The organism is Massilia sp. Bi118 (genome assembly GCF_918697865.1).
Classification (GTDB): domain Bacteria; phylum Pseudomonadota; class Gammaproteobacteria; order Burkholderiales; family Burkholderiaceae_D; genus Telluria.
In genome coordinates this window covers 60,845-78,129 of sequence record NZ_CAKKMV010000009.1, presented here as the reverse complement: position 1 = coordinate 78,129, position 17,285 = coordinate 60,845, and the positions used below count along the sequence as shown (strand labels likewise).

Sequence of the window (17,285 nt, the reverse complement as noted above, 5' to 3'; positions counted from 1 at the left end):
AGGAGACGCGATGCCCCAGATCGAAACAAAGCTCAACCCGCGCGGCGAGGATTTCAAGGCCAATGCCGCGGCCATGCAAGCCGTGGTGGACGACCTGCGCGCCAAAGTCGCCGCTGTCGCCCGTGGCGGCGGCGAAGCGGCCAGCGCGAAACACGTCGCCCGCGGCAAGCTGCTGCCGCGCGACCGCGTGCAGATGCTGCTCGATCCGGGCACGCCCTTCCTGGAACTGTCCCAGCTGGCGGCCTACGAGATGTATGACAATGCGGCCCCCAGCGCCGGCATCATCACCGGCATCGGCCGCGTGGCCGGCCAGGAGTGCGTGATCGTCTGTAACGATGCCACCGTCAAGGGCGGCACCTATTACCCGATGACGGTCAAGAAGCACCTGCGCGCCCAGGAGATCGCCGAGCAGAACAAGCTGCCCTGCATCTACCTGGTCGACTCGGGCGGCGCCAACCTGCCGAACCAGGACGATGTCTTCCCGGACCGCGACCACTTCGGCCGCATCTTCTACAACCAGGCGAACCTGTCCGCCAAGGGCATCCCGCAGATCGCGGTGGTGATGGGCTCCTGCACCGCCGGCGGCGCCTACGTGCCGGCGATGAGCGACGAGTCCATCATCGTCAAGGAACAGGGCACCATCTTCCTGGGCGGTCCACCGCTGGTGAAGGCCGCGACCGGCGAAGTCGTGAGCGCCGAAGACCTGGGCGGCGGCGACGTCCACACCCGCCTCTCGGGCGTGGCCGACCACCTGGCCCAGAACGATACGCACGCGCTGTCGCTGGCGCGCACCATCGTCTCGAACCTGAACCGCAGCAAGCCGCAACAGGGCGCGCTGCGTGAAACCCAGGAGCCGAAGTACGCGCCGGAAGAACTGTACGGCGTGATCCCGGTCGATACCCGCAAACCCTTCGACGTGCGCGAGGTGATCGCCCGCATCGTCGACGGCAGCGAGTTCGACGAATTCAAGGCGCGCTACGGCACCACCCTCGTCTGCGGCTTCGCCCACATCTTCGGCATGAAGGTCGGGATCATCGCCAACAACGGCATCCTGTTCTCGGAGTCGGCGCTGAAAGGCACCCACTTCATCGAGCTGTGCTGCCAGCGCAAGATCCCGCTGGTGTTCCTGCAAAATATCACCGGCTTCATGGTCGGCCGCAAGTACGAGAACGAGGGCATCGCCCGCAACGGCGCCAAGATGGTGACCGCGGTCGCCACCGCATCCGTACCGAAGTTCACCGTGATCATCGGCGGCTCCTTCGGCGCCGGCAACTACGGCATGTGCGGCCGCGCCTTCTCGCCGCGCTTCCTGTGGATGTGGCCGAACGCGCGCATCTCGGTGATGGGCGGCGACCAGGCGGCATCGGTACTGGCGACAGTAAAACGCGACGGCATCGAAGCCAAGGGCGGCCAGTGGTCGCCGGAAGAAGAAGCCGCGTTCAAGCAGCCGATCAAGGACCAGTACGAGCACCAGGGCCACCCCTACTTTGCCAGCGCACGCCTGTGGGACGACGGCGTCATCGATCCGGCCGACACGCGCATGGTGCTGGGCCTGGGCCTGTCCGCGGCGCTCAACGCCCCGATCGAAGACACGAAGTTCGGCGTATTCAGGATGTAATCATGGACAGCTACGATACTTTAGAAATTAGCGTTGCCAACAAGGTCGCAACCATCACCCTGAACCGCCCGGACGTGCGCAACGCCTTCAACGAAACCGCCATCGCCGACCTGACGATGGCCTTCGATGAAGTCAGCCAGGATGCGGACGTGCGCGCCATCGTGCTGGCCGCGAACGGCCCGGCCTTCTGCGCCGGCGCGGACCTGAACTGGATGAAGAAGATGGCCGGCTACTCGCACGAGGAGAACGAAGCCGACGCCCTGCGCCTGGCCGACATGCTGCGCACCATCTACTTCAGCCCGAAGCCCGTGGTGGCGAAAGTGCAGGGCGACTGCTACGCCGGCGGCATGGGGCTGGTGGCCGCCTGCGACATCGTGGTGGCCGCGGACGGCGTCAACTTCTGCCTGTCCGAAGTCAAATTGGGCCTGATCCCGGCGACGATTTCTCCCTACGTCATCAAGGCGATGGGCGACCAGGCCTCGCGCCGCTACTTCCTCAGCGCCGAGCGTTTTAGCGCGCAGGAAGCGAAACGCCTGGGCATGGCCCACGAAGTCGTCCCGGCGGAGGAACTCGACGCCACCGTGGCCGGCATCGTCAAGGCCCTGGTGAACAACAGTCCGAATGCCGTGCGCGAAGCGAAGAAGCTGGTGCGCGACATCGCCGGGCTGCCGATCGACGATGTGCTGCTGGCCGATACGGCCGGGCGCATCGCGGCGATCCGTGCATCCGCCGAGGGACGCGAAGGGGTCGCGTCCTTCCTCGAAAAGCGCAAACCCGCCTGGCTGGAATAAGAATCTTGAATCACCCGACACACCACAGCTCTTCCGACTGGATCGCGCGCAGCCTGCGCAGCGTCTGGCACCCATGCACGCAGATGCAGCACCACGAAGAGGTGCCGCTGATCGCCGTCAGCCACGGCAAAGGCCCGTGGCTGTATGACCATGAAGGCCGGCGCTACCTGGACGGCATCAGCTCGTGGTGGGTCAACCTGTTCGGCCACGCCAACCCGCGCATCAACGCGGCGCTCAAGCAGCAGCTGGATACGCTCGAACACGCGATGCTGGCGGGCTTCACGCACGAGCCGGTGGTCGAACTGTCCGAGCAGCTGGCCGCGCTGACCGGCCACGCGCTCGGCCACGCCTTCTATGCGTCCGATGGCGCATCGGCGGTGGAAATCGCGCTGAAGATGAGTTTTCACTACTGGCGCAACGCCGGCTACCCGAACAAGCAGGAATTCGTCTGCCTGCAGGGTTCCTACCACGGCGAGACCATCGGCGCGCTGGCCGTCACCGACGTCGCCCTGTTCAAGGATGCCTACGGCCCGCTGCTGCGCGCCGCCCGCACCGTGGCTTCGCCCGACGCCCGCAACGCCGTCGATGGCGAATCAAGCCAGGACGTGGCGCGCCGTGCGATCAAGGATGTCGAGCAGCTGTTCGAAGAGAGCGGGGAGAGCATCGCCGCCATCATCGTCGAACCGCTGGTGCAGTGCGCGACCGGGATGGCGATGCACGACCCGCTTTACCTGCAGCGCCTGCGCGAGCTGTGCGACAAGCACCACGTGCACCTGATCGCCGACGAGATCGCGGTCGGCTGCGGCCGCACCGGCACTTTCTTCGCCTGCGAACAGGCCGCCATCTGGCCGGACTTCCTGTGCCTGTCGAAGGGGATCAGCGGCGGCTATTTACCGCTATCGCTGGTGCTCAGCACCGATAAAATCTACGAAGCCTTCTACAGCGAAGACATCACGCGCGGCTTCCTGCACTCGCACTCCTACACCGGCAACGCCCTGGCCTGCCGCGCGGCGCTGGCGACCCTGCAGATCTTCCGCGACGACGACGTGCTGGTGAAAAACCGCGAAACGGCCACCCGCCTGATGCTGGAAATGGCGCCGCTGCTCGAGCACGAGCGCGTCACCAATTTCCGCCAGCGCGGCATGATCCTGGCCTTCGACGCCGTCGAGCCGGATGCGAAGCGTGCGTCGACCTTCGCGCGCCGCTTCTTCACCAGCGCGGTCGAGAACGAACTGCTGCTGCGGCCGATCGGCCGCACGGTCTACCTGATGCCGCCATATGTGCTGGATGAGGAAGAGATCGTCGGGCTGGCCGCGCGCACCCGCACCGTGTTCGAAAAGGTGATTGCAGAATGACCCAGGACCTGATCGCCGGCATCGAGCGCCAGCTGGACACGCTGGCGGCGCAAAGCCTGACGCGCCGCCGCCGTACCGCCGACTCGCCCACGGCGCCGCGCCAGCTGGTGGACGGCCGCCCCATGCTGGCCTTCTGCAGCAACGACTACCTGGGCCTGGCCGCGCACCCGCGCGTGGTCGCGGCCCTGCGCGAAGGCGCGGAACTGTACGGCGCCGGCAGCGGCGCCTCGCACCTGGTGTCGGGCCACAGCCGCGCGCACGCGCTGCTGGAAGAGCGCCTGGCTGCCTTCGAGGCGCCGCACCTGGTCGATGCGCGCGCGCTCTACTTCTGCACCGGCTACATGGCCAACCTGGCCGTGCTGACCGCGCTGGGCAGCGATCCGAGCGCGATGATCTTCTCGGAGGCGCTGAACCATGCGTCCCTGATCGACGGCGCCCGCCTGGCGCGGGCCGGCGTCACGGTCTACCCGCACGGCGACGTGGCGGCGCTGGAAGCGCAACTCATCGCCAGCAATGCAAGTGCAAAAATCGTCGTCACCGACAGCGTGTTCAGCATGGATGGCGACCTGGCGCCACTGCCGGCATTGCTGGCCCTGTGCGAGCGCCACGGCGCCTGGCTGGTGGTCGACGATGCCCACGGCTTCGGCGTGCTGGGCGCGCACGGCCGCGGCGCCCTCGAGCACTTCGGTCTGCGCTCGCCGAATCTGGTGTACGTCGGCACGCTGGGCAAGGCGGCCGGCGTCGGCGGCGCCTTCATCGCGGCCCATGCATCGGTGGTCGAGCTGATGATCCAGCGCGCCCGCCCCTATATCTACACGACCGCGGCGCCGCCGGCGCTGGCGCATGCGCTGCTGGCCAGCCTGGACATCATCGAGAGCGAGGAAGGCGCCGCACGCCGGGCGCACCTGAACCGGCTGATTGCGCTGCTCGACGACCAACTGAAACTGAAACGCTGGCAGCGCCCGCTGTCGCACACGGCAATCCAGCCCATCGTCATCGGCGGCAACGACGAAGCTTTATATGTGGCGAGCCGCCTGCACGAGCAGGGCCTGTGGGTGCCGGCAATTCGTCCGCCGACCGTGGCGCCGGGCACCGCGCGCCTGCGCGTGACCCTGTGCGCCGCACATACGGAAGACGAAGTGGCGCGGCTGGCTGCCACGCTCAATGCATTTGAACACCAGCTGGAAAGGAGCGCAGCATGAGCCTCAACGATCCCGAACAACCGGGCGGCGCGCAGCCTGAAGTCGGCTACGCGGAGCCGATGACGGCCAGCGCACCCGCTGTCGCCGCCATCCCGGCCCCGCTGGCGGCCGAGGGCGTGCCGACCCGCTTCGCCTGCTTCGTCACCGGCACCGATACCGAGATCGGCAAGACCCTGATCTCCGCCGCGATCCTGCACAAGCTGGTGCAGCACGGCCAGCGCGCCTGCGGCATGAAACCGATTGCGGCCGGCGCCGAGGAACGCGACGGCGAGCTGCACAACGAAGACGCCGCCATGCTGCGCGCCGCCGGCAACGTGCACCTGCCGCAGCACATCACCACGCCCTTCATGCTGCGCGAACCCTGCGCCCCGCACATCGCGGCGGAACTGGAAGGCGTGCGCATCGAGCCGGTGCCGATCCTGACCGCTTATGCCGAGATCCTGGGCGCCTCCGACGCCACCGTGGTCGAAGGCGTGGGCGGCTTCTGCGTGCCCTTCTCCGAGGAATTCGACAGCGCCGACCTGGCCGTGCAGCTCAACCTGCCGGTGATCATGGTGGTCGGCCTGCGCCTCGGCTGCATCAACCACGCGCTGCTGACCGCCGAGGCGATCGTCGCGCGCGGCCTGGTGCTGGCCGGCTGGGTCGCCAACCAGGTCGACCCCGACATGCGCTTCGCCGACGAGAACGTGGCCGCACTCGAACAGCGCATGCCCGCGCCCCTGCTGGGCCGCGTGCCGCGCCTGGACCAACCATCGGCCGCCGATGCAGCGGCCTATATCGAGCTCGCGGGCGTGCCGGGATGGCCGTCCGCGCGTTCCTGAAACACCAAAACAAGGATGCAAACATGACCCAAGTCGTCACCCTCCACCCGCCCGCGACCCCGGCCTCGCTGCCGAAGGACGCCACCTGGCCGCTGGCCGACGTGCTGGCCCTGTTCGAGCTGCCGCTGCCGGAGTTGATGTTCCGCGCCCAGCAGGCCCACCGCGCCAACTTCCCCGACGGCGACGTCGAACTGGCCACCCTGCTGTCGATCAAGACCGGCGGCTGCGAAGAAGACTGCGGCTACTGCCCGCAGGCGGCGCGCTACGACACCGGCGTCGAAGCCAAGAAGATCCTCGAACTGGACACCGTGCTGGCGGCAGCCGCCGAAGCCAAGTCCAAGGGTGCGACCCGCTTCTGCATGGGCGCCGCCTGGCGCAGCCCGAAAGAGCGCGACATGGAAAAGGTCGAAGCCATGGTGCGCGGCGTGAAGGCGCTGGGCATGGAAACCTGCGCCACCCTCGGCATGCTGGAAGCAGGCCAGGCCGAGCAGCTCAAGAACGCGGGCCTGGACTACTACAACCACAACATCGACACCTCGCCGGATTTCTATGGCGACGTGATCTCGACCCGCGAATACAACGACCGCCTGGACACCCTGGGCCGCGTGCGTAATGCGGGTTTAAAAATCTGCTGCGGCGGCATCGTCGGCATGGGCGAGACCCGCTCGCAGCGCGCCGGCCTGATCGCCCAGCTGGCCAACATGAACCCGTATCCGGAATCGGTGCCGATCAACCACCTGGTGCAGGTCGAAGGCACGCCGCTGCACGGCTTGCCGCCGCTGGACCCGATCGAATTCGTGCGCACCATCGCCGTCGCCCGCATCACCATGCCGAAGGCGCGCGTGCGTTTATCCGCTGGCCGGCGCGAGCTGGGCGAAGCGGTGCAGGCGATGTGCTTCATGGCCGGCGCGAATTCCATCTTCTACGGCGACAAGCTGCTGACCACCGATAACCCGGAAGCGAACGATGACCGTGCGCTGCTGGAGAAGCTGGGTTTGAAGACGCGCTCGGCGATGCTGGAGTCGGTGCAGAAGGAAAGTTGCGGTTGTTAAAACCCCCGTCGTCCCCGCGCAGGCGGGGACCCAAGTTTGCATGAGCAGTCGAAACGCCGACAGAACTTGGATCCCCGCCTGCGCGGGGACGACGTTCTAGAGCTAACACTTATAAATAACAGACGAGACACCACATGTTCACCAAGATCCTCATCGCCAACCGTGGCGAAATCGCCTGCCGTGTCGCCGCCACCGCGCGCCGCATGGGTATTCGTACCGTTGCCGTCTACTCGGAAGCCGACGCCGGCGCGAAGCATGTCGCGGTCTGCGATGAGGCGGTCTTGATCGGCCCGGCCGCGGCCAAGGACAGCTATCTGCGCGGCGACAAGATCATCGAGGTCGCGAAAGCCCTAGGGGCCCAGGCCGTCCACCCAGGCTACGGCTTCCTGTCCGAGAACGCGGAATTCGCCGAAGCCTGCGAGGCCGCCGGCCTGGTCTTCATCGGACCGCCGGGTTCCTCGATGCGGGCGATGGGTTCGAAGTCGGCGGCCAAGCAGCTGATGGAGCAGGCGAACGTGCCGCTGGTGCCGGGCTACCACGGCGACGACCAGGATCCGGAGCTGCTGCAGAGCGAAGCGAACCGCATCGGCTACCCGGTGCTGCTGAAGGCCAGCGCCGGCGGCGGCGGCAAGGGCATGCGCGTGGTGGAGCGCTCCGAAGATTTCCAGGCCGCGCTGGCCTCCTGCAAGCGCGAGGCGATTTCCTCCTTCGGCGACGACAAGGTGCTCGCCGAGAAGTACCTGCAGCGTCCGCGCCACATCGAGATCCAGGTCTTCGCGGACAAGCACGGCAACTGCGTCTACCTGCACGAGCGCGACTGCTCGGTGCAGCGCCGCCACCAGAAGGTGCTGGAAGAAGCGCCGGCGCCGGGCATGACCATTGAACGCCGCGCGGCGATGGGCGAAGCGGCGGTGGCGGCCGCGCGCGCGGTCGGCTACGTGGGCGCCGGCACCGTCGAATTCATCGCCAACCAGGACGGCTCCTTCTACTTCATGGAGATGAACACCCGCCTGCAGGTCGAGCACCCGGTCACCGAAATGATCACCGGGACCGACCTGGTCGAGTGGCAGCTGCGCGTGGCCGCCGGCCAGACGCTGCCGAAGCAGCAGCATGAACTGGCGATCCACGGCCATGCGATCGAGGCGCGCGTCTACGCCGAGAATCCGGAAAAAGGTTTTCTCCCTTCGATCGGCACGCTGCGCTTCATGGACGTCCCTTCGCATGTGTCGTTCGAACTGGGCTCGGGAGGCGGTACAAATGCGGCACCGGCCGGCGTGCGCATCGATTCGGGCGTGCGCGAAGGCGATGCCATTTCTCCCTTCTACGACCCGATGATCGCCAAGCTGATCGTCTGGGGCGCGGACCGCACCCAGGCGCTGTCGCGCATGGCGCAGGCGCTGTCCGAGTTCCATATCGTCGGCCTGGCGACCAACATCGCCTTCCTCAAGCGCCTGGTGGAAGGGCAAGCCTTCTCCAGCGCCGACCTGGACACGGGCCTGATCGAGCGTAACAACGCCTCCCTGTTCCCGGCCGCCGGCCCGGCGCCGAAAGCTGCGCTGGCCCTGGCCGCGGTCGCGCTGGCCGACGCCGAGCAGGCTTTGTCGGTATCGAGCAATCCGGCCGATCCGTGGACCAGCACCCACGGCTGGCGCATGAACGGCACCTACCGCCGCCAGCTCTCTTTCGGCGACGAGTACAGCGCCACGCTGGACGCCAGGACTTACGACCTTAAACTGGCCTACCACCCGCACGGCTGGGTGCTGGACCTCGACGGCGCGGCCCACCCGCTGGCGCTGGTGTCGAAGAACGGCGGCGAATACGCGATCCGCCTCGACGGCGCAGCCCTGCACGGCACCGTGCGCCGCGACGGCGAATTGCTGCACGTGTTCACCGGCGGCCAGCACTACACGCTGCACTACGCCGATCCGATGGCGCACGCGGGCGAAACCGAAGCCGCGGGCGGCCGCCTGACCGCGCCGATGCCCGGCAAAGTGGTCGCCGTGATCGCGAAGGACGGCCAGACCGTCAAGAAGGGCGAAGCGCTGGTGATCATGGAAGCGATGAAGATGGAGCACACGATCGCGGCGCCGAGCGACGGCCTGGTCGAAGAGATCCTGTACCAGGTCGGCGACCAGGTGGCCGACGGCGCGCCGCTGCTGGCCTTCAAGGCCGCCGCGTAAGAGGAGACCATGCGCATCCTCCTGTACCGCGGCGACGGCGTGATCGAGCCGTGGGCGCGCGATTTCGCGCAGGCGCTGCCGCAGGCCGAGACGGTCACCTGGCAAGAGGGACAAAGCCTCGACGCCTGCGACTACGCGGTCCTGTGGGCGCCCGTGCCGGCCCTGCTCGACCAGCTGTCGCGTGTAAAAGCGATCTTCCTGATGGGCGCGGGCGTCGACGCCATCCTGAAATTCGGCGACGCGCTACCCGACGTACCGGTGATCCGCCTCGGCGACGCCGGCATGGGCGAGCAGATGGCGGAGTATGTCGCGTATGCGGTGCTGCGCTACTTCCGCCGCTTCGACGAGTACGAGCAGCAGGCGCGCCAGGGCATGTGGAATCCGCTGGCCGCGCGTAAAAAGGAAGAATTCACGGTCGGCGTGCTGGGGCTCGGCAAACTCGGCATCCCGGTGGTGCAGGCGCTGCGCCAGCTCGGTTTTCCGGTGCGCGGCTGGAGCCGCACGGCCAAGGATCTGCCTGGCGTGGACTGCTTTGCCGGCATGGACGCGCTCGACGACTTCTTGCGCGGCACGCGCGTGCTGGTCAGCATGCTGCCGCTGACGCCGGAGACCAATAACCTGCTGGACCGCGCGCGGCTTTCGGCGCTGCCCGAAGGCGCCTACGTCATCAACGTCGCGCGCGGCGCCCAGGTCGCCGAGCCGGACCTGCTCGCGCTGATCCGCTCCGGCCATATCGCGGGCGCCACGCTGGACGTGTTCCGCAACGAACCGCTGCCGGCGCCGCATCCGTTCTGGAGCGAGCCGCGCATCACCATCACGCCGCACATCTCGGCGCTCACGATCCGCGAGGAAGCCGTGCGCCAGATCGCGCACAAGATCACACTGCTCGAACAGGGCGAGCACGTCGCCGACGTGGTCGACCGCAACCGGGGATATTGAAAATGAATCTGCCTAAACAAGTCAAAATCGTCGAAGTCGGCCCGCGCGACGGCCTGCAGAACGAAAAAGAGAACGTCTCCGCCGCCGTAAAAATCGAGCTGGTCGACCGCCTGTCGCGCGCCGGTTTTACGAACATCGAGGCGGCTTCCTTCGTCTCGCCGAAATGGGTGCCGCAGATGGCCACCAGCGCGGAGGTCATGGCCGGCATCGCCCGCCGCCCGGGCACCCTCTATTCCGCGCTGACGCCGAACATGCAGGGTTTCGAGGCGGCGCTCGCAAGTAAAGCCGATGAAGTCGTGATCTTCGGCTCGGCCTCGGAAGCCTTCTCGCAAAAGAACATCAACTGCTCGATCGCCGAATCGATCGCGCGCTTCGAAGCGGTCGCGAAGGCCGCCAAGGAGCGCGGCCTGCGCCTGCGCGGCAGCATCAGCTGCTCCTTCGGCTGCCCCTACCAGGGCGAAGTGCCGCTGGACGCCGTCGCCGACGTGGTGGCGCGCATGCGTGACCTGGGCTGCGACGAGATCGACATCGCCGACACGATCGGCGTCTCGACCCCGCGCAAGACGCAGGCGGTGATGGAGACGGCGGCGCGCGCGTTCCGGCTGGACGGTATCTCCGGCCACTTCCACGATACCTACGGCCAGGCGCTGGCGAATATTTACGCCAGCCTGGAAGTGGGCGTGTCCATCTTCCATTCGTCGGTGTCCGGCCTGGGCGGCTGCCCGTACGCGAAGGGCGCAACCGGCAACGTCGCCACCGAAGACGTGGTTTACATGTTGAACGGCCTGGGCATCGCGACCGGCATCGACCTGGACCAGGTGGTCGATGCGGGCGCCTTCATTTCGCAGCAGCTGGGGCGCAAGGGTGTGAGCCGTGCGGGGAATGCCTTGCTGGCGAAGCGCGCTGGTTGATTGGTAATGTGAACGTGGGCTCGGGGAGCCCACGACACAAACGTCATCGCCACGCGGAAATGAAAAAGGCCGACAGCTTTCACTGTCGGCCTTTTCGGTATACTTGGTCGGAGTACAAGGATTCGAACCTTGGACCCTCTGGTCCCAAACCAGATGCGCTACCGGGCTGCGCTACACTCCGAAGACAGCCATCATAACTTCCGCGGCGCTCGCGGTCAAGGAAAGCGCCTGCGAATGTGCGCGGTTGAGGCTTTCCGGCACAGGAATCGATGGAGCTGCACATGAATGCTGTAATCGACGGATTTTCGAATACCGGCTTGACGAGCCTGCCTGACCGTAAGACCACGACACGCGTGGCGGCGGGCATCGCCATCTCGGTGGCCGTGCACGCGTTGTTGCTGGCCATTTACCGCCAGCCGCAGCCGGCGGCCTTGCCCGCAGCCGTCAGCGAACCGCTCACCGTGCGCCTGCAGGTCGCACCGGAGACGCCGCCGGTGACTGAACCCGTGCAGCCCCCGAAACAGGCCGAGACGCCAGCCAGGCCGGCACCGGCGTCGCGCGCACCTGCGCCACGCACACCACGCCGCATCATCGCCGTACAGCCGCAGCCGGCTTCGGAAGAAAAACCCTTTGCCGTCGAAACGCCGCCGCCTGCGGATACGGCATCCAGAGACACGCCGCGCTTCAATCTGGACGCTGCGCGCAATGTCGCCCGCAAGGTGGCGAACGAGCCGGATCCGGCCAAGGTGGGCACCGCGCTGGAACGCTTGCCGCCACCGCCTTTGCAGACCGAATCGAAACTGGAGCGGGGCATCAAGGAGGCGAAGCGGCCGGATTGCAAGGATGGGGTGCCGGGGGGATTGCTGGCGCCGATCTTTCTGGCGATGGATAAGAAGGATAGTGGGTGCAAGTGGTAGCGCCTGAATTGTCATTCCCGCGCAGGCGGGAATCCAAGTTTCATGAGCCGTCGAAACGCGTGCAACTTGGATCCCCGCCTTCGCGGGGACGACGATTTAAGCGTCACCCTTGATTTGCAGGGCCCTTTCATACAGTGCATTCTTCTTCCGCCCCGTAATCTGCGCCGCCAGATTCGCCGCCTGCTTCACCGAGCACTCCGTCAGCAGGATCTGCAAAATCCGCTCGGCATCAAGCTCCCCTTCGTCTGCCGACGGCGCCGCGCCTTCGACCAGCACCACGAATTCGCCGCGTTCGCGGTGCTGGTCGGCCTTGACCCAGGCCAGCGCCTCGCTCAGCGGGCAGCGGTGGATTTCTTCGAACATCTTGGTCAGCTCGCGCGCGAACACGACCTGGCGGGTCGGCTCGAATACCGCCGCCAATGCCTCGACGCAGTCGGTGATCCGGTGCGGCGCCTCATAGATCACGAGGGTCGAGGTGTCGAGCTTGAGCTGGGCCAGTTCCGTTTCGCGCTGCTTCGCCTTGGCCGGCAGGAATCCGACAAAATGGAAGCGGTCGTTCACGAAGCCGCTGGCCGACAGCGCCGCGACCGACGCCGAGGCGCCGGGCACCGGCACCACTTGCAGGCCGGCCTTGCGCACGGCGTCGACGATGCGCGCGCCGGGGTCCGACACGGCCGGTGTGCCGGCGTCCGACACCAGCGCCACGCGCTCGCCAGCGAGCAAGCGCTGGATCAGCTTTTCGGCCGCTTCGCGTTCGTTGTGCTGGTGCGCCGCCACCATCTGCTTGTTCAGGCCAAAGCGCGTCAGCAGGGCGCCGGTCTTGCGCGTGTCCTCGCAGGCGACGACGTCGGCGATCAGGAGCACATGCAGGGCGCGCAGGGTGATGTCGGTGACATTGCCGATCGGTGTGGCCACCACGTAAAGCGTTGCGGTAGGATAGGACTGCTGGGCTGCCTCACCCAGGACGGGCAATTGGGCGATCTGGCTGGACTGAATGGCGGTCATGGGGGAACGGATGCTGATTAAAAAACTGAAAGCGCTGGGCGCGGGACTGACATTCCTGCTGCTGGCCGGCTGCAGCACGGTAAGCCTGGACGAGCCGCAGGGATTGTGCGCGCCCAAGGGCGCAAACACAAGTCCCCGCAGCGGCGATTACGCCTGCCCGGAACCCGAGCCCGCGCGCGCGCCGGCCTATGTGCCGCCGCCGCGCGAAGTGGAAACCTCGCCGGTGCATACCGCGCCCATCCTGCTGCCGGGCCAGGAAGCCCGGGCCGGCACCGCGCCCGCCGCCAGGGGCGCCGGCCCGGTCCGTATTGCCCTGCTGCTGCCGATGAATTCCTCCAGCCTGGGCGGTGCCGCCGCAGCGGTGCGCGCCGGCTTCATGGCCAGCGTCGAGCGCGACGGCGCCGGCATCGCGGTCGACCTCGTGACCACCGACGACAGCACCGGCGGCACGCTCGCTTCCTATGCCGACGCCGCCGCCTCGCACGAGGTCGTGGTCGGCCCATTGGCCCGCCCCGCCGTCAGCGCGCTGGCCACCGGCGGCGGCGTCAGCCGCACGACCGTTGCCCTGAACCATCCCGAGCCACGCGGAAACCTGCCACGCGGCATGCTGGTCGCCGGTCTCTCGATCGAGGACGAGGCCAGGCAAGCCGCCGAATGGGCGGCGCGCGAGCATCCGCAAGGCCGGGTGCTGATCCTCACCGGTAACGCGCCTTGGGCCCAGCGTGCGGCGGCCGCCTTCGAGGCGCGCTGGAACGAGCTCGGCCATACGGGCCAGCGTTTCAACGTCCCCTCCACCGAAGGCCGCGTCGACCAGGCCCTGATCGGCGACCTGAAGGCGCGCCTGGACGTCGATCCGCCCGAGCTGCTGTTCGCCGCGCTCGACGTGGTCGAGCTGCGCCAGGTGCGCGCCCAGACCGGCACCACGATTCCCTGCTACACCGGCAGCGCCGGCAATCCGGGCCGCGCGGCCCCCGGCGCGGCGATCGGCGAGCTGGAAGGCCTGCGCGTGGTCGACCTGCCCTGGCTGGTGCGCCCGGACCACCGCGCGGTGATGGTTTACCCGCGCCCACCCGAGGCCGAACAGCCGTTGACCATGAGCCGCCTGTACGCCCTCGGCATCGACGCTTTCCTGGTCGCGCGCGAACTGGCGCTGCGGCCGGGCGGCCCCTTCGTCATCGACGGCGTCACCGGCCGCCTGGAGGTGGACCCCAGGGAGCCGCGGCTGCAGCGGCGCGAAGCCATGGCCGTCTACCGCAACGGCAATTTCGAACCCGTCGACGCGGGGCCCTGAGATGTGGCCGGCCCGCCTGTCGCAAAAGCAGGAACAGGGTCGAAAAGGGGAAGAATCGGCGCTGGCGTATCTTCAACGCCACGGTTTAGTGCTGATCGAAGCGAACTTCCGGTGTAAATTGGGTGAGATCGACCTGGTCATGCGCGAGGGCGAGACCCTGGTCTTCGTCGAGGTGCGCCAGCGCGCCGACCGTAGCCGCGGCGGGGCCGCCGCCAGCATCACACCGGCAAAAATCCGCCGTATCCTGCGCGCCGCCCAGGTGTATTTGCAGCGTTTCAGGCGCCTGCCGCCCTGCCGCATCGACGTCGTCGCCATCGATGGCGTCCAGCTGGAATGGTTACGGAACGCCATCGAAGCCGCCTGAAATGTAAGCAATTTTTATCCCACTTGCGCGGTAGACCTTGCCGCTGCACTATAATCTTCGACCATGAATACTCAACGCATCCTCGCCCATTTCCAGGAAAGCGCCGAACTCAAATTGAAGTCGGGCCAGCTGCTGGCACAACCCATTTCCAACGCCATCGAACTGATGTTCAATGCGCTGTCCAACGGCAACAAGATCCTGGCATGCGGCAATGGCGGTTCCGCCGGCGATGCCCAGCACTTCGCTGCCGAGCTGGTCGGCCGCTTCGAGCGCGAGCGTTTCCCGCTGCCGGCGATCTCGCTGAGCACCGACACCTCGATCATCACGGCGGTCGGCAACGACTACAGCTTCAACGAGATCTTCAGCAAGCAGGTCCAGGCCCTGGGCCAGGCCGGCGACATCCTGCTGGCGATTTCGACCTCCGGCAATTCCGCCAACGTGCTGGCGGCCGCCGAAGCGGCGCTCGAGCGCGAGATGCGCGTCGTCGCCCTGACCGGCAAGGACGGCGGCAAGCTTGGCGCGCTGCTGACCGAGGCCGACGTACATATCAATGTGCAGCACAGCCGCACCGCACGCATCCAGGAAGTGCACCTGGTGGCGATCCACAGTATCTGCGACGGCATCGACGTCGCCTTGTTCGGAGAAGAAGATGCAAGTTAAGAAAGCCGTCCTGACCGCCGCCCTCCTCGGTTCCCTGGTGGTCTCGCTGCAAGGCTGCGTGGCCGTGGTTGCCGGCGGCATGGTGGCCGGCGCGATAGCGAGCACCGATCGCCGTACCCTGGGTACCCAGACCGAAGACAAGGGCATCGAGGTGAAGGCAGCAACCCGTCTGCCGCAGGTTGTCGGCGACGCCGGTCACGTCAACGTCAACAGCTACAACCGCAAGGTGCTGCTGACCGGCGAGGTACGCGACGACGCCATGAAGCGCGCGGTCGAGAACGAAGTACGCGGGATTGCCAACGTCGACAACGTGATCAACGAGCTGATCGTTGCCGGCCCATCGAGCTACACCTCGCGCTCGAGCGACGCCCTGATCACCAGCAAGGTGAAACTCAGCCTGGCCGACAAGAAGACCGTCTCGGCGAACTCCTTCCAGGTCGTGACCGAGCGTGGCAACGTCTACCTGATGGGCCTGGTGACCCAGCGCGAAGGCAATATTGCCGCCCAAGTAGCGCAGGGCGTGTCCGGTGTCATGCGCGTCACCAAGATGTTCGAGTACATCAGCGAAGAAGACCTGCGCGCGATGCAGCCGCAGTCGCCGCCGCAGGCGCAGTAACACTTCAAACCGAGTGGCGGCGGACGATATAAAATAGTTCGTCGCCCTTTCACGGATGAGATGAAGCCATGACCGCCTCGCGCCCGAACCGTTCCCGCATCAAGCTGCTCACCTTCGGCGCCGTCGCGATCGCGGTGGCCTGCGGCGCCGGCGTCGCCGTCTTCAGCCGCCAGCAGGCACCCGACGTCACCTTCATCAGCATCGACGGCCAGAAGATCAGCTCGCAGGACTTGCGCGGCAAGGTCGTGATGGTCAATTTCTGGGCAACCTCCTGCGCCACCTGCGTGAAGGAGATGCCGCAGATGGTCGACACCTACAACAAGTTCAAGGGGCAGGGCCTGGAATTCGTCGCCGTCGCGATGAGCTACGATCCGCCCAACTACGTCCTGAACTATGCCGAGACCCGCAAGCTGCCGTTCAAGGTCGCGCTCGATTCGGGCGGCGACCTGGCCAAGCAGTTCGGCGACGTGGCCATGACGCCGACCACCTTCGTCATCGGCAAGGACGGCAAGATCCTCAAGCGCTACCTGGGCGAGCCGGATTTCGCCTCGCTGCACGCGCTGCTGCAGAAATCGCTGGGCAGCAGCTGACATCACACCTGCGCACCCCTGACTTCCCGCAAACTCTGCCCGTCCGTCTGGTCCAAGCTTGACGCGTTCGCTGGAGACCCTATGCGCAAGCCGATCAAGTCCCTGCTCTTGCTTCCCTGCCTGCTGGCAGCCGGCTGCACGAGCGTGGACCCCGGACTGCGCAACACCGTGGTCCTGCATTACCAGCACGTCGCCAACGTGCACCGGATCGACTTCCGCAACCCGGTGCGTCTGCGCCGCAATGAAGCGATCCACTTCGTGCAGCCGCTGGAATCGCAGGGCTTCTGGGCCGTGTTCGTCCTGTGCAGCATCGACGTCACCGGCGCAAAAGTGCCGGCCTTCTACTACGACATCGACCGCTTCCGCGTGCAGTTCGGCGGCCACCGCTTCGGCCCGCTGCGCCCCTACACCTTGCGGCTGGACGACTCGATAGCCCTGAACACGCGTACCGACACGGCCGCCATCGTCGAGGCCATCGCGGCCGAGATCCACGAGGGCCCGCCCAGCCAGGTGTTCCGGCACGGCTTTTATACGAACCTCGACTACCGCTTCGCGATCTACGTGCCGCAGGCCCTGAGCGATTACGCGGGCGAGGAACTGCCGCTGCGCTATGTCGGCGGCACCACCATGGTGTTGGGCAATGGCACGCCACCCTCGGACATCCCGGTGGCGGGCGCGGACGGCGCCGGGATCGCAGCGCGCTGCCGCCCATGATCGCTTAAGCTGTGAGCATCGAAGGGCGACAGACATGAGCGCAGCGGACAACACGATGACGGTCGAACAGGCTTACCGGGCCATGCTGGCCTTTATCCAGCGCGAGGTGGAGCTGACGGAATCCAGCGATCTGGCGGATTTGGTGAGCGAGTACAAGCTGGGGCCGGATGGGCGGGCCAGGGATCCGGCGCTTTGGGAAGAGTGGCTGGAGGCGGTGGAGAAGGTCAAGGCGAAATAAGCGTCGTTCCCGCGAAAGCGG

General features: G+C 66.6%; 18 protein-coding genes and 1 tRNA gene. 17 read left to right on the top strand and 2 right to left on the bottom strand.

Going from position 1 to position 17,285, the window contains the following annotated elements; translation table 11 throughout:
- Positions 1–10: 10 nt before the first annotated feature.
- The 9 genes from LQV39_RS14780 to LQV39_RS14740 all read left to right on the top strand — a co-directional run bounded on the left by LQV39_RS14780 (position 11) and on the right by LQV39_RS14740 (position 10,869).
- On the top strand, positions 11–1,618 hold the full coding sequence (locus tag LQV39_RS14780; protein WP_230026892.1) for a carboxyl transferase domain-containing protein: 1,608 nt from the start codon (positions 11–13) through the stop codon (positions 1,616–1,618).
- Between the two features lie 2 nt (positions 1,619–1,620).
- Positions 1,621–2,409, top strand: a complete 789-nt coding sequence (locus LQV39_RS14775; RefSeq protein ID WP_230026891.1) for an enoyl-CoA hydratase/isomerase family protein — start codon at positions 1,621–1,623, stop codon at positions 2,407–2,409.
- Positions 2,410–2,414: 5 nt separating this feature from the next.
- Positions 2,415–3,764 (top strand): adenosylmethionine--8-amino-7-oxononanoate transaminase, encoded by a 1,350-nt coding sequence (gene bioA, locus LQV39_RS14770; protein ID WP_230026890.1) that lies wholly within the window; start codon positions 2,415–2,417, stop codon positions 3,762–3,764.
- Positions 3,761–4,966: an 8-amino-7-oxononanoate synthase gene (bioF, locus tag LQV39_RS14765; RefSeq protein WP_230026889.1), complete on the top strand. Its 1,206-nt coding sequence runs from the start codon at positions 3,761–3,763 to the stop codon at positions 4,964–4,966. The genes bioA and bioF overlap by 4 nt, the downstream gene beginning before the upstream one ends.
- Positions 4,963–5,787 carry a dethiobiotin synthase gene (gene bioD / locus LQV39_RS14760; RefSeq protein WP_374199434.1) on the top strand — a complete coding sequence of 275 codons (825 nt, stop codon included), beginning with the start codon at positions 4,963–4,965 and terminating at the stop codon, positions 5,785–5,787. Before bioF ends, bioD begins: the two co-directional genes overlap by 4 nt.
- Positions 5,766–6,839 carry a biotin synthase BioB gene (gene bioB, locus LQV39_RS14755; RefSeq protein ID WP_374199433.1) on the top strand — a complete coding sequence of 358 codons (1,074 nt, stop codon included), beginning with the start codon at positions 5,766–5,768 and terminating at the stop codon, positions 6,837–6,839. Before bioD ends, bioB begins: the two co-directional genes overlap by 22 nt.
- A 134-nt stretch (positions 6,840–6,973) precedes the next feature.
- Entirely contained in the window at positions 6,974–9,019 is a 2,046-nt protein-coding gene (locus tag LQV39_RS14750; RefSeq protein ID WP_230026887.1) for an acetyl/propionyl/methylcrotonyl-CoA carboxylase subunit alpha, read from the top strand.
- Positions 9,020–9,028: 9 nt separating this feature from the next.
- The gene (locus LQV39_RS14745; RefSeq protein WP_230026886.1) at positions 9,029–9,958 is read left to right on the top strand and encodes a glyoxylate/hydroxypyruvate reductase A; all 930 of its coding nucleotides are present in this window, start codon (positions 9,029–9,031) and stop codon (positions 9,956–9,958) included.
- Between the two features lie 2 nt (positions 9,959–9,960).
- Entirely contained in the window at positions 9,961–10,869 is a 909-nt protein-coding gene (locus LQV39_RS14740) for a hydroxymethylglutaryl-CoA lyase (protein ID WP_230026885.1), read from the top strand.
- 104 nt (positions 10,870–10,973) lie between these two features.
- Here LQV39_RS14740 and LQV39_RS14735 read toward each other — a convergent pair.
- Positions 10,974–11,050, bottom strand: a tRNA-Pro gene (locus LQV39_RS14735).
- Between the two features lie 100 nt (positions 11,051–11,150).
- On the opposite strand from LQV39_RS14735, the gene LQV39_RS14730 reads away from it, so the two are divergent.
- Positions 11,151–11,786 carry a hypothetical protein gene (locus tag LQV39_RS14730; protein ID WP_230026884.1) on the top strand — a complete coding sequence of 212 codons (636 nt, stop codon included), beginning with the start codon at positions 11,151–11,153 and terminating at the stop codon, positions 11,784–11,786.
- A gap of 96 nt (positions 11,787–11,882) precedes the next feature.
- Here the strand turns inward: LQV39_RS14730 and rsmI are convergent, their stop codons facing one another.
- Positions 11,883–12,791, bottom strand: a complete 909-nt coding sequence (gene rsmI / locus LQV39_RS14725; RefSeq protein WP_230026883.1) for a 16S rRNA (cytidine(1402)-2'-O)-methyltransferase — start codon at positions 12,789–12,791, stop codon at positions 11,883–11,885.
- Positions 12,792–12,801: 10 nt separating this feature from the next.
- Here rsmI and LQV39_RS14720 point away from each other — a divergent pair, with 10 nt between their 5' ends.
- The 7 genes from LQV39_RS14720 (at position 12,802) to LQV39_RS14690 (ending at position 17,264) form a co-directional block, all read left to right on the top strand.
- Positions 12,802–14,082 carry a penicillin-binding protein activator gene (locus LQV39_RS14720; RefSeq protein WP_230026882.1) on the top strand — a complete coding sequence of 427 codons (1,281 nt, stop codon included), beginning with the start codon at positions 12,802–12,804 and terminating at the stop codon, positions 14,080–14,082.
- A gap of 1 nt (position 14,083) precedes the next feature.
- Positions 14,084–14,446: a YraN family protein gene (locus LQV39_RS14715; protein WP_230026881.1), complete on the top strand. Its 363-nt coding sequence runs from the start codon at positions 14,084–14,086 to the stop codon at positions 14,444–14,446.
- Positions 14,447–14,509: 63 nt separating this feature from the next.
- Positions 14,510–15,106 (top strand): phosphoheptose isomerase, encoded by a 597-nt coding sequence (locus LQV39_RS14710; protein ID WP_230026880.1) that lies wholly within the window; start codon positions 14,510–14,512, stop codon positions 15,104–15,106.
- Positions 15,096–15,722 (top strand): BON domain-containing protein, encoded by a 627-nt coding sequence (locus tag LQV39_RS14705; protein WP_230026879.1) that lies wholly within the window; start codon positions 15,096–15,098, stop codon positions 15,720–15,722. The genes LQV39_RS14710 and LQV39_RS14705 overlap by 11 nt, the downstream gene beginning before the upstream one ends.
- 68 nt (positions 15,723–15,790) lie before the next feature.
- The gene (locus LQV39_RS14700; RefSeq protein WP_230026878.1) at positions 15,791–16,312 is read left to right on the top strand and encodes a peroxiredoxin; all 522 of its coding nucleotides are present in this window, start codon (positions 15,791–15,793) and stop codon (positions 16,310–16,312) included.
- An 81-nt stretch (positions 16,313–16,393) separates the two neighbouring features.
- Positions 16,394–17,026 carry a hypothetical protein gene (locus tag LQV39_RS14695; protein ID WP_230026877.1) on the top strand — a complete coding sequence of 211 codons (633 nt, stop codon included), beginning with the start codon at positions 16,394–16,396 and terminating at the stop codon, positions 17,024–17,026.
- Positions 17,027–17,060: 34 nt separating this feature from the next.
- Positions 17,061–17,264, top strand: coding sequence for a hypothetical protein (locus LQV39_RS14690; RefSeq protein ID WP_230026876.1), 204 nt, complete (start codon positions 17,061–17,063; stop codon positions 17,262–17,264).
- The last annotated feature ends 21 nt before the right edge of the window (positions 17,265–17,285 follow it).